Raw genomic sequence first — 12,167 nt, forward strand, 5'->3', positions numbered from 1 at the left:
TAATTGTAAGCAGTGATACGACATTTTTTTGAGGGGATTTCACACTTATTAAATGTGAGTGTGTTAAATATTTTTAGAGGTGAATAGAATGGCTATAAAGCTGAGTTCGATTGACCAGTTTGAACAAGTTATTGATGAAAATAAGTATGTATTCGTATTAAAACATAGCGAAACATGTCCAATTTCTTCAAATGCAATAGATCAATTTAACAAATTTTTATATGAAAGAGATATGGATGGCTATTATTTAGTAGTACAACAAGAAAGAGAATTGTCAGACTACATAGCTGAAAAAACTGACATCAAACATGAATCGCCACAAGCATTTTACTTTGTTAAAGGTAAAGCTATATGGCATGCTAATCACGAAGATATCAATGTGAAATCTTTAGCTAACGCTGAAGAATAATAAACGAAATAAACTAATTAAGGGACGCTTGCTATACTCGAAAGCAAAGAAGGGTATTGCAAGCGTTTCTTTATTATGTGAAAAAATCTTATTTGCCATGTATAATACAGTGTAAATGTAACAATGTTTAGGAAAGTTATTTGGGATTAAAACGGCACTTTGCTAAACGATTTAGGATAAGGTGAACGATCCATATTAAATTTATAGCTTATAGTAATTTAAACAAATATTTGAGGTGACATAATGAAAGTTTTAGTGGCAATGGATGAATTTAATGGTATCATTTCAAGTTACCAAGCAAACCGTTATGCCGAAGAAGCGGTAGCCAGTCAATTAGATAAAGCGGATATTGTACAAGTACCACTATTTAACGGACGTCATGAATTAATGGATTTTGTATTTTTATGGCAATCTGGTACAAAGTATCGCATTCAAACGCACGATGCTGATATGAATCAAGTAGAAACAGTATACGGTATTACAGATGATCAAACCACTGTAATCGAAAGTAATTTGTTTATGAAAGGGAATAAACCGATTAATGAACGTACAAGTTACGGCTTAGGAGAAATTATTGTGGATGCATTAGAGAAGGATGCGAAACACATTGTAATCTCACTTGGCGGTATGGATAGTTTCGATGCAGGTGCGGGCATGTTGCAAGCGTTAGGTATGAAATTTTACGATGATGAAGCACGAGAAGTAGATGTTCGACAAGGTGCTAAAGTTTTAAAATATATTCGTAAAGTGGATACAAGTGGTTTACATCCTAAGTTAAAAGATGTTCGCTTACAGGTCATGACTGACTTTGAAAGTAAGTTATATGGCAAACACAGTGAAATTATGCAATCATACGAAGCGTTGGGACTCGATCGTGAAAAAGCATCAGAAATAGACAATTTAATTTGGTATTTAAGTGAAATATTTAAAAGTGAATTGCAACTTGCGTTAGGTCCAATTGAAAAAGGTGGCGCAGGGGGTGGCGTTGCCGCAGTTTTAAATGGCTTATATAATGCAGAAATTATGACAAGTCATGAATTAGTAGATCAAATTACTCATTTAGAATCACTGATTGAACAAGCTGATTTAATTGTGTTCGGTGAAGGTGTTAATGAGGAAGATCAATTACTAGAAACTACGACGATTCGCATTGCAGAACTCGCAACGAAACATCACAAACCGTCAATTGCAATTTGTGCGACAAATGATAAGTTTGATTTATTTGAATCAATGGGTGTAACGTCTATGTTTAATACCTTTATGGAAATGCCAAAACACTATACTGATTTTAAAATGGGTATCCAAATCAGACATTATATGGTTCAAGCAATTAAACTGTTAAAGACACAGTTTGACCCTCAAAAATAATTCTAGGGTTTATTGTAGAAAGACAGGAATAAATTAAAAACGATGGTTTCTATGAAAATGTACATAGAAGTCATCGTTTTTTATTTTAACTATGTTATTTTAAAAAGATTTATTGAGCAGGTGGTGTGATAAAGTCACGTCCCAACAGCTAAGGAAAATACAAATCGTAGATATCAAAATAGCCCGTCAAAAAGATTTTAGATAATTAATCTCTTTGATGGGCTTAATAAGATTGACTAATGTTTTATGTTTTGAACTATGCTAGAGTATCATCTTTAGCTATTTCTTTGACGATACCAAGAATAACTTCGACTGATTTTTCCATAATATCAATAGAAGCATATTCATATGGGCCGTGGAAATTCGCACAACCTGTAAAGATATTTGGTGTAGGCAATCCTTTATATGATAATTGCGAACCATCTGTACCACCACGAATGGGTTCTGTGTTTGCTGGAATGTCTAAAGTTTTAAATACGCGTTTAGGAATTTCAATCACATGGGGTTGTGCTTCAATTTTTTCTCCCATGTTATAGTATTGATCATTGATTTCAATTTCGATTGGGTCGTCTTCATAATGTGAATTAATATCTGATTTAATTTCAATCATACGTTTTTTACGTAGTTCGAAGTTTGTTTTATCATGGTCGCGAATGATGTATTGGAGCTGTGCACGTTCTACATCGCCTTGGAATTGCATTAAGTGATAGAACCCTTCGTAGCCTTCAGTTCTTTCAGGTACTTCATTTTGCGGTAATAGTGCATTGAATTGTTGACCTAAAAGAATGGCATTGACGAGTGTGTTCTTAGCCGAACCTGGATGAACGTTAACACCATGACATATTACCTTTGCCTCTGCAGCATTAAAGCTTTCATATTGAAGCTCACCATATTCGCTTCCATCCATAGTATATGCAAAGTCAGCACCGAAACGCTCGACATCAAAGGCATGTGGTCCTTTACCGATTTCTTCGTCCGGTGTAAAGGCAATACGAATGCGACCGTGCTCAATTTCAGGATGCTCAGTTAAATATTTCACTGCTTCCATAATTTCAGTAATTCCTGCTTTATCATCAGCCCCTAGAAGTGAAGTGCCATCAGTAACCATTAATGTATGACCTTCAACTGCTTTTAATAGGGGGAACTGTGCTTGTGTTAATGTACGGTTCGTTTCACCAAGTTGAATCGTTTCACCATCATATTTATCGATAATTTGAGGATTTACATTTGAAGCATTAAAATCCGGTGATGTATCAACGTGTGCCAGGAAACCAACTGTAGGAAGTGGGCGTGATACATTACTTTCTAATGTTGCGAATAAATAACCATTGTCGTCTAGTTCTGTTTCAAGACCGAATGCCTTTAATTCTTGATCTAATAAATTAAGTAAATCCCATTGTTTTTCCGTTGATGGTGTAGTCGTCGATTCAGGATTAGATTGCGTATCAATCTTTACATATCTTGTTAATCGTTCTATTAAATCTTTTTTCATATATAACACCCCTTACACTCTATTATTCATATTATAAGACTTTTTGTATCTTTTGCCATTTAATTTGCCAAAATACTGTTTGATTTTCGTGTAAAGGTAATACCAAATTTCTGCACATAAGATTCCAAAGGCAATCGCTCCTGAAATAAGGGTAACTTCTAGAAACGTGTTCACAGCGTGTGTATATTGACTACTCACAAGATAACGTGTCGCTTCATAAGCAAGTCCACCAGGTACAAGAGGAATGATGCCTGGTACTATGAAAATAATTACAGGTCGTTTATAACGTCGACTCATGATATGACTCATTAAAGCTAAAATAAAACTTCCTAAGAATGCTGCCACGACTTCACTCGTTTCTAAATCGATGGTTAGTTTGTAAATCATCCATCCCATTGAACCAACTAAACCACAGGCGAGTAATAGTTTACGAGGTGCATTAAATATGACAGAAAACATCATCGTCGCTAAAAAACTTACGATAAACTGTAGAAAATAATAACCAAAGACCATATGTACGCACCTTTCTTAAAATATTAATAATACTAAAGCAACACCGGCACCAATCGCAAACGCGGTAAGTGCTGCCTCGACGCCACGTGACATACCAGCAAGTAATTCGCCAGCCATTAAATCACGTATTGCATTGGTTATGAGGATACCAGGGACTAACGGCATAACCCCAGCAATGGTTATAATATTCGCATCTTGGGCCCAACCTAATTTAGTGGCACCAACAGCTAAGGTAATAACGACAGTTGCGCTTATAAATTCGGAGAAGAATTTAATTTGGATGAAACGTTGAACGAAATCAAACGTTAAGAATGCACCTGCACCAGCGATTATTGCAAAGATAAAATCTTGCATCACACCACCAAACATGAAGAGGAAGAAACCACAAGCAATCGCAGCGGCGAAGAACTTTGAAATAGATGAGAACTGTAACGAAGCGTGATGAAGATGGATGAGTTCTGTTTTCGCTTCATCGATATCGAGTTCTTTATTTGCGATTTTACGTGAGAGACTATTAGTTAATGCGATCTTCTCTAAATCCGTTGTGCGTTCACGAATTCGAATGAGTCGTGTATTCGTACGATTATTTAATGAGAAGATGATTGCTGTCGAAGTAACAAAACTATATGTATCATCTAGACCAAAACTTGCGGCGATACGATTCATTGTGTCTTCTACACGATATGTTTCGGCGCCACTCTCGAGTAATATTCTTCCAGCAATGAGAACAACATCTATTACCTTATCTTCATCGATAATAGTAATTGAATCAGACATTGACGACCCACCTCCTAAATTGATTATAGAACAATTGAAAGTTTACAGTGTACGAGTATAACTTGCAATAGTATTTTTATGTCAGTTATATTTTTTATTATATCGTAACACGTATTAATGAATCCAATATCTCTTATCTAGTGAAGGATAGGGGTTTAAATAAAAAATGAAGCCAGTTGATCTTGGTTTGATCAACTGGCTTCGCAAATTTCGGATAGTATTTATTTCAATTGTCTTACTTTGATTTTACAATTTAACGATTGGGTTAAACATTACTTTGTTTCGACCTTCATTTTTAGCCATGTGTAACATGTCATCGGCAATTTTAAAGACGGTACGTTGAGACTTGTGATCTTCTTGCGTAATGTATCCTACACCGATAGACACAGATAATTTAATGACATCATTATTTGGTAGGTGGAAAGTAGATTGGGAAACACCTTCTCGAATGCTTTCGCCTAACTTTACACATTGATCAAGTGAATAGTTATTTAAAACGATTGAGAACTCTTCGCCACCATTACGATAAATACTAAATTGTTGTGGCACATAATTTTTTAACAATTGAGCCATCTGTCTTAATACTGCATCACCGGCATTGTGGGTGTAAGAATCATTAACTTCTTTGAAACCGTCAATATCAATAAGTAACAACCCTAAACTTTCATGATTATCTTCAGCGATTTTTGTAACTTCATTTAAATGTCTGTCGAATTCTTTAACATTACCTAAACCTGTTAAATAATCGAGACGATCTTCATTTTCATAGCGATTAACGAGTGAAAAGAAATGCCAATTATCGATAAAGGTAATTGATGAAGTCACTGTTAAGATAAATGATAATGGGATGAGATAGACCACTTGCATTAATTCATAATACGGACTGATGAGCGACAATATTGCTAGGATACATAACGAAATGGCATTAAGTATTTGAATTGCAATGGCATCAGTCTGTTTGATAAATGGACCTATGGCTCCAGAGATGATTGCAATAGCTACAAGGATCACGCTTGAAATTAATGTATAATCACCTATGAGATAATTGACTACAGAAATAATCAAAGCTGATATAACTGTATAAATTAGATTTGTATAACGACCTAAAAATAAAATAGGTACGAAAGTTAGATAAAGCGTATATTCGTTAAAAATTGAAATAGGATAAGATGATAATAATAAAGCTAGAACCGTCATTAATACGAATACATATGCTTTTGAAAATTCCATTTTTTTATTTTCTGAGTACTGTAATCTGTGAAATAAATAGATTCCAGCAACCATCACTGAGATATTATAAATAATTGCTTCAAACATTTACTTTACGCTCCTTTTAATTAAACCACTAGTTATTGTAAGTGAAAACTTACAATTTGTCATCAAAATGCAAAAATAATTTCATTATAATTCACAATGATTTCATGTTAAAATAGTTTTTTATTATACTAAAAACACAATTGAATTATTAAATAAAAAAATTAACGATGAATTTTTCGTATTACTTCTAATTTTTATAAATAAGTATGAATAGGAAAGAGAGAACAGTTTATGTCGAACGAAGCTGAATTTTAAAAATGGTCAGTAAGTATGATATGAAATGTGTTTGCAATCGTTTAATATTATTATATAATAAATGCTAAAAATTAAAATCAAAATAATCAAGGTTATTTTATTGAAGGTGAAACTGATGTATACATTATTATTAATTATTTACACGATGATTGTCAGTTTAATAATCACACCGTTAATCATAAAAGTTTCACATAAATTTGGGATTGTAGATAAACCCAATTTTAGAAAGGTTCATACTAAACCGATTTCAGTTTTAGGAGGGACCGTAATATTATTATCATTTTTAATAGGTATATGGCTAGGCCATCCTATTGAAACCGAGGTAAAGCCACTTATATTAGGTGGACTCATTATGTATGTCGTAGGTTTAATTGATGATATTTATGATTTACAACCAGTGTTAAAGTTAATAGGTCAAATTATTGCAGCAAGTATTGTAGTTATTTATGGCGTTTCCATTGATTTTATTTCTTTACCAATGGGTCCGACGATACACTTTGGAATTTTCAGTGTACCTATTACAATTATTTGGATTGTTGCTATTACGAATGCAATTAACTTAATTGATGGGCTAGATGGTTTAGCTTCTGGTGTGTCGGTGATTGCGTTAATGACAATCGGTTTTATAGCAATGTTACAAGCGAATATTTTTATTATTATGATTTGCTGTGTACTAATTGGAGCTTTATTAGGTTTTCTATGCTTTAATTTTCACCCGGCTAAAATTTTCTTAGGGGATAGTGGTGCATTATTAATTGGTTTTATTATTGGATTCTTATCTTTATTAGGTTTTAAGAATATTACCTTTGCATCTTTATTCTTCCCAATTGTTATTTTAGCAGTACCATTTATCGATACATTGTTTGCGATGGTAAGACGTGTGAAGAATGGTCAGCATATTATGCAAGCAGATAAGTCACATCTACATCATAAGTTACTACAATTAGGATACTCTCATCGACAAACGGTTGTGTTAATATATTCGATTGCTTTATTGTTTAGTCTTTCGAGTATCGTTTTATATTTATCACAACCATGGGGTGTACTGATGATGTTCATCCTAATCCTGATTACGATAGAGTTGATTGTGGAATTTACAGGTTTGATTGACGACAACTATCGACCTTTATTAAAGTTGATCGAAAATAAAGGTCATGAAGAATAATTTTTTTATTGTGAAAAAGTTATTAAGTATTCAAGTATTTGGGCACGCTTTCCGTGGGCACAGCCTCAGCCTGTAGTCTTCGGCACGTGCTAATCCCACGGGAGTCGGCCCAAACAGCTGTTAAGGGTGAAAATTGGATTATTTCGGTTTCGGATTGAAAGATAAAATTTTATTATAAAAGTAACTATAAAAATAACAGCACAGGATTTTAAGTCCTGTGCTGTTATTTAGTTTCTATATCGAATGGTAGGAGTAATGTATCATCTGCATTTAGTTCGTAGTTACCTGAAGTGATTCGATTTAAAAATTCAACAAATTGGTCATAATCCGTTTCTACAACATCGATTTGATAACTTACTTTATCTGTGTAAGCTTTATCACGTAATAAGTAAGGTGTGGCTTCCAATTCATAATCTAACTTGCCAGATAGATCGTAAGATACTGTTACTGTTGTTGGTAAGGCTGGTTTTAAAACGACGCGTCCTATATCATAAATAACATCGCGTACAGCACCACTATAAGCACGTATTAAACCGCCACCACCTAGTTTAATTCCACCAAAGTAACGTGTCACTACTACACATACGTTATGAATTTCTAGTTTCTTTAATACTTCTAACATCGGTACGCCTGCAGTACCACTTGGCTCACCATCGTCGTTCGCTTTTTGAATGTTCATTTGATCTCCAACTGTATATGCTGAACAATTATGGTTGGCATCACGGTATTCAGCTTTGACTTCATTTATAAAAGCTTTAGCTTCTTCTTCAGTTGTTACTGGTTTAATATGTGCAATAAAACGTGATTTACTAATAACATTTTCAATTGTATGTGCTTCTTTAATTGTGATTAATTGTTCACTCATTTTGTTGTTCACCTCTTTTATTCAGTATTGAATGAGATTGATATCGTTCGCACTGATTCATTGTAGTTCATTATACACTGTGTACATTGATATATTAAATAAAATATGAATTTTCTTTTAATTCATTATACTGTATTATAGTAGTGAGGATAATTGAGGAGGATAATATATGAAAATCGCAGTTTTGACTGATTCAACAAGTTATTTACCCCAAAACTTAATAGATAAATACGATATAAGAATTGCACCGCTTAGTGTTACGTTTGATAATGGTGATAATTATACAGAAAATGGGGCAATTTCTAGCTCGGAATTTTATGAACGTATGAAAACGTCAAAGTCCATTCCAACGACGAGTCAACCTGCAATAGGGGAGTTTATTGAACATTATGAATATTTCCGTGATCAAGGTTACACAGATGTTATAGGAATATTCTTGTCATCAGGTATTAGTGGTTGTTATCAGACAGCTACGCAAGCTGCTGATATCGTTGAAGGTATTAATATCCACACATTTGATTCTGAATTAGCTGCAATGATAGAAGGCGGGTACGTTTTACGAGCTTTAGAAATGATTGAAGAAGGTTATGAGCCTCAAGCGATTATTAATGAGTTACAATCAATGCGAGAAGTATCAGGAGCAATTTTAATGGTAGATGATTTGAAAAATCTTCAAAAAAGCGGGCGTATTTCAGGAGCACAAGCATGGATAGGTACTATGTTGAAAATGAAACCCGTGTTAAAGTTCCAAGACGGTCTCATTGTCCCAGAGGAAAAGGTACGTACTAAAAAACGTGCTTTAAAAACAATCATTGAAAAGGTTACAGAACGCGTTAAAGATTACGAAGAAGTAACGTTGTATATCGTAGAAGGTGATATTACTGAAGATAGTGATTGGTTGTATAACGAGTTACAACAAAATTATCCGCAATATCGTGTACATCGTTCTAAACTAGGTCCAGTTGTCGCTGCACATTTAGGTTCAGGCGGAATGGGCTTAGGTTACACTGGTAGAAAAATTAGACTTGATTAATATATAGATAGAGATCAGTAATGACATCCGTTATTAAGAAATAAAGTAATGTTTCTAATAACAATAGATGTTGCTGATCTCTTTTTTTGGAGGAAAGTATTATAAAAAATTACGGTAAATTAATTTCAGATATTTCAACATTGACTGATGAAATCATACACACACGATCGAAAGGTGTGACCCGAGTAGATGAAAAGTGGTTCTGTGTGCAGTGTAATAATCAAAACCAACAACTATTTTATCAGTATTATTCAAGGATTCAGAAACAGCATATCGTATATTGCAGACATTGTATCAATTTAGGAAGGATGGATAACGTTTCAGATATCATCATTACGAAATCGCATCAACAACCATCCTTGGCACACTATCAACTTGATTTCGAATTAACAGAACAACAACAATTTGCATCCAATCATATATTAAAGGCACTTAAGCACTATCAGCCATTATTGCTATATGCTGTTACAGGTGCTGAGAAGACTGAAATGATCTTTGAAAGTATACAGTATGCACGGAGACGTGGTGATAATGTCGCGATAGTTTCACCACGTGTAGACGTCGTGATAGAAGTTGCGAAGCGTGTTAAAGAAGCTTTCAAGAAAGAGAATATAGATGTACTTTATCAAGGTCAAAGTCAGCAATATGATGGGCATTTTATTATTTCAACTGTACATCAACTATATCGGTATAAAGCGCATTTCGATTTCATAGTCGTAGATGAGGTAGATGCCTTTCCATTGTCAATGGATGAGAATTTAATGCAAAATATCACTTCCGCTTCAAAACCCCAACATTGTCATGTGTATATGACAGCCACGCCGCCTCGGTCCCTTGTTCAACAAATGACAGAATCTCACATCGTTAGACTTCCAGCACGTTATCATGGCTATCCACTACCTGAGCCTCGGTTTAAATATTTTAAGGTAAATTATAACAAGCCCCAACGTACATTAACGAACTACTTCAATATACAAATTCACCAACAACGATTTACCCTCGTGTTTTTCAATCATATAGACTCAATGTTAAAGATGTATAAGGTATATAAAACTCAAATCCAACACCTGGATTACGTTTATAGTGAAGATCCACTAAGGTTTGACAAAGTAGCAGCATTTAGGGAAGGAACAATTCAAATATTATTTACGACTACAATATTAGAACGTGGTTTCACTAAAGCTTGTTTGGACGTCTTAGTGTTAAATAGTCATACATTCACAAGCAGTGCGCTAGTACAAATCGCTGGTCGAGTAGGGAGAAAGATCGATGCACCTACAGGGTCTGTTATGTTTTTGCATGAAGGGATTACGTTAAAGATGATGAAAGCAAAACGCGAAATCGTGAAAATGAATCGTCTTGCTACTCAACGGGGGTGGGTTCGTGAATAGATGCTTACAATGTCATTCTGCCATTAATGAAACTTTGCACGCACGAAATCTTTTTAAAAGAAGACGAAAGCTTTGTTGTAAATGTGAATCACAATGGAAGGAAATTGGGATAAGTAAGACAAATTGCTGTCCAACTTGCTTAAAGACATTAGCTATAAAGGAAACACAGTGTTTAGATTGTCAGTTTTTAGCTCAAAAATTCAAATTAATGGATCAACTGTATTGTGATTATCGATATGATGGTGTTATGAAAGAAATCTTGCATAACTATAAATTTTTAAAAGATGTAGCGCTTAGTGAATTATTAGCATACAAATTAAAGTTACCGAAACAAGATTATCATTACAATATACCTATTCCTTCACCCATCGAACGAGATCAAATGCGTACTTTTAATCCAGTTGAAATGGTGTTGGAGCATTTAGGTGTTCGTTATCATCGGTTACTTTCTACACAGTTACGGGCAAAGCAATCTGAATTAGATAAGCTTACTCGAGCACAACAACCGAATCCATTTCACCTTATTAACGATTCTATCGATCTAGATGATAAGAACATTTTACTCATAGATGATATTTATACAACTGGATTGACGATTCATCATGCTGCGTGTAAAATATTTGTTAGAAAAATCAGAAAATTAGATGTATTTACTTTTGCACGGTAGTATTAAGTGGTATGATAAGGATAAGCAATATTACCAATAAAGAGGTTTTAAAGGAGTCGATTACTATGCTTAGATTTGAAATTCACGGAGAGAACCTCACAATTACTGACGCAATTCGTAATTACATTGAGGAAAAAATTGGTAAATTAGAACGCTATTTTAATAATGTGCCAAATGCTATTGCGCACGTTAAAGTTAAAACGTATCAAAACTCTTCTACTAAGATTGAGGTAACAATTCCATTGAAGAATGTTACTTTAAGAGCGGAAGAAAGACATGATGATTTATATGCAGGTATTGATTTAATTAATAGTAAATTAGAAAGACAAGTGAGAAAGTATAAAACTCGTGTCAATAGAAAGAACCGCAATCGTCATGATCAAGAGGCATTTGCTTCATTACCAGAAGAAAATGAGGTCCCATCACTTCAAGATGAAGAGGACAATGATGACAGTGATATTGAAATCATCCGTTCAAAGAACTTCAGTTTAAAACCGATGGACTCAGAAGAAGCGGTGTTACAAATGGATTTATTAGGGCATGATTTCTTTATTTTCACAGATCGTGAAACTGATGGTACAAGCATTGTTTATAAAAGAAAAGATGGCAAATATGGATTGATTGAAACAACTGAATAGTGATTCATATGCAATGTACGTCTTAATACAGAGAATAGGCTAGGAACAATCATATGTTTCTAGCCTATTATGTTGTTAAGGTCCAAACATTTGGAAATACGTAATCAAAACATGTATATTTTAAATAAGATTATATCTAACGGAAGAATTATGGGAGATAGACGTTAGTAATAGAGTCTTAATATTAACCGTGAACTTAATAAGTGTAAATTTCACGATATAAATGATAAGATTAATTGTTGTAAGCAAAGAGTTAAAATGCTAAAGGAGCGAACAA

General features: G+C 34.0%; 12 protein-coding genes. 7 read left to right on the forward strand and 5 right to left on the reverse strand.

Features of this window, described 5'->3' with window-relative positions:
* Positions 1-88: 88 nt before the first annotated feature.
* Together ytxJ and QQM35_RS05370 are read left to right on the forward strand one after the other, a co-directional pair.
* Entirely contained in the window at positions 89-409 is a 321-nt protein-coding gene (ytxJ, locus tag QQM35_RS05365; protein WP_251943286.1) for a bacillithiol system redox-active protein YtxJ, read from the forward strand.
* A 243-nt stretch (positions 410-652) separates the two neighbouring features.
* Positions 653-1,777 (forward strand): glycerate kinase, encoded by a 1,125-nt coding sequence (locus tag QQM35_RS05370; protein ID WP_251519111.1) that lies wholly within the window; start codon positions 653-655, stop codon positions 1,775-1,777.
* Positions 1,778-2,033: 256 nt separating this feature from the next.
* Here QQM35_RS05370 and pepT read toward each other — a convergent pair whose 3' ends face one another.
* From pepT to gdpS, 4 genes are all read right to left on the reverse strand, one after another.
* Complete coding sequence (pepT, locus tag QQM35_RS05375; protein WP_251519112.1) at positions 2,034-3,269, reverse strand: peptidase T; 1,236 nt, start codon at positions 3,267-3,269, stop codon at positions 2,034-2,036.
* 12 nt (positions 3,270-3,281) lie between these two features.
* A complete protein-coding gene (locus QQM35_RS05380) occupies positions 3,282-3,782 on the reverse strand; it encodes a threonine/serine exporter family protein (RefSeq protein ID WP_251519113.1) in 501 nt (166 codons plus the stop codon).
* Positions 3,783-3,797: 15 nt separating this feature from the next.
* On the reverse strand, positions 3,798-4,559 hold the full coding sequence (locus QQM35_RS05385; protein WP_251519115.1) for a threonine/serine exporter family protein: 762 nt from the start codon (positions 4,557-4,559) through the stop codon (positions 3,798-3,800).
* Between the two features lie 246 nt (positions 4,560-4,805).
* Entirely contained in the window at positions 4,806-5,876 is a 1,071-nt protein-coding gene (gene gdpS, locus QQM35_RS05390) for a GGDEF domain-containing protein GdpS (RefSeq protein ID WP_251519121.1), read from the reverse strand.
* 370 nt (positions 5,877-6,246) lie between these two features.
* On the opposite strand from gdpS, the gene QQM35_RS05395 reads away from it, so the two are divergent.
* Positions 6,247-7,296 (forward strand): glycosyltransferase family 4 protein, encoded by a 1,050-nt coding sequence (locus tag QQM35_RS05395; protein WP_251519122.1) that lies wholly within the window; start codon positions 6,247-6,249, stop codon positions 7,294-7,296.
* Positions 7,297-7,519: 223 nt separating this feature from the next.
* On the opposite strand, the gene QQM35_RS05400 is transcribed toward QQM35_RS05395, so the two are convergent.
* Positions 7,520-8,161, reverse strand: coding sequence for a YigZ family protein (locus QQM35_RS05400; RefSeq protein ID WP_251519125.1), 642 nt, complete (start codon positions 8,159-8,161; stop codon positions 7,520-7,522).
* A gap of 169 nt (positions 8,162-8,330) precedes the next feature.
* On the opposite strand from QQM35_RS05400, the gene fakB1 reads away from it, so the two are divergent.
* From fakB1 to hpf, 4 genes are all read left to right on the forward strand, one after another.
* A complete protein-coding gene (gene fakB1 / locus QQM35_RS05405) occupies positions 8,331-9,194 on the forward strand; it encodes a fatty acid kinase binding subunit FakB1 (protein WP_251519128.1) in 864 nt (287 codons plus the stop codon).
* Positions 9,195-9,502: 308 nt separating this feature from the next.
* The gene (locus tag QQM35_RS05410) at positions 9,503-10,585 is read left to right on the forward strand and encodes a DEAD/DEAH box helicase family protein (protein ID WP_342610577.1); all 1,083 of its coding nucleotides are present in this window, start codon (positions 9,503-9,505) and stop codon (positions 10,583-10,585) included.
* Positions 10,578-11,252: a ComF family protein gene (locus QQM35_RS05415; protein ID WP_251519133.1), complete on the forward strand. Its 675-nt coding sequence runs from the start codon at positions 10,578-10,580 to the stop codon at positions 11,250-11,252. The genes QQM35_RS05410 and QQM35_RS05415 overlap by 8 nt, the downstream gene beginning before the upstream one ends.
* Positions 11,253-11,317: 65 nt before the next feature.
* Positions 11,318-11,890 carry a ribosome hibernation-promoting factor, HPF/YfiA family gene (hpf, locus tag QQM35_RS05420; RefSeq protein WP_251943275.1) on the forward strand — a complete coding sequence of 191 codons (573 nt, stop codon included), beginning with the start codon at positions 11,318-11,320 and terminating at the stop codon, positions 11,888-11,890.
* Positions 11,891-12,167 lie beyond the last annotated feature (277 nt).

The sequence above is a fragment of the Staphylococcus hsinchuensis genome, from assembly GCF_038789205.1.
Taxonomy (GTDB): Bacteria; Bacillota; Bacilli; order Staphylococcales; family Staphylococcaceae; genus Staphylococcus; species Staphylococcus hsinchuensis.

Excerpts from the sequence above, each read along its gene's own strand:
- hpf (WP_251943275.1), top strand. The coding sequence starts at position 11,318 with ATGCTTAGATTTGAAATTCACGGAGAGAACCTCACAATTACTGACGCA.
- ytxJ (WP_251943286.1), top strand. The coding sequence starts at position 89 with ATGGCTATAAAGCTGAGTTCGATTGACCAGTTTGAACAAGTTATTGAT.
- pepT (WP_251519112.1), bottom strand. The coding sequence starts at position 3,269 with ATGAAAAAAGATTTAATAGAACGATTAACAAGATATGTAAAGATTGAT.
- gdpS (WP_251519121.1), bottom strand. The coding sequence starts at position 5,876 with ATGTTTGAAGCAATTATTTATAATATCTCAGTGATGGTTGCTGGAATC.
- QQM35_RS05380 (WP_251519113.1), bottom strand. The coding sequence starts at position 3,782 with ATGGTCTTTGGTTATTATTTTCTACAGTTTATCGTAAGTTTTTTAGCG.
- QQM35_RS05395 (WP_251519122.1), top strand. The coding sequence starts at position 6,247 with ATGTATACATTATTATTAATTATTTACACGATGATTGTCAGTTTAATA.
- QQM35_RS05410 (WP_342610577.1), top strand. The coding sequence starts at position 9,503 with ATGGATAACGTTTCAGATATCATCATTACGAAATCGCATCAACAACCA.
- QQM35_RS05400 (WP_251519125.1), bottom strand. The coding sequence starts at position 8,161 with ATGAGTGAACAATTAATCACAATTAAAGAAGCACATACAATTGAAAAT.
- QQM35_RS05370 (WP_251519111.1), top strand. The coding sequence starts at position 653 with ATGAAAGTTTTAGTGGCAATGGATGAATTTAATGGTATCATTTCAAGT.
- fakB1 (WP_251519128.1), top strand. The coding sequence starts at position 8,331 with ATGAAAATCGCAGTTTTGACTGATTCAACAAGTTATTTACCCCAAAAC.
- QQM35_RS05385 (WP_251519115.1), bottom strand. The coding sequence starts at position 4,559 with ATGTCTGATTCAATTACTATTATCGATGAAGATAAGGTAATAGATGTT.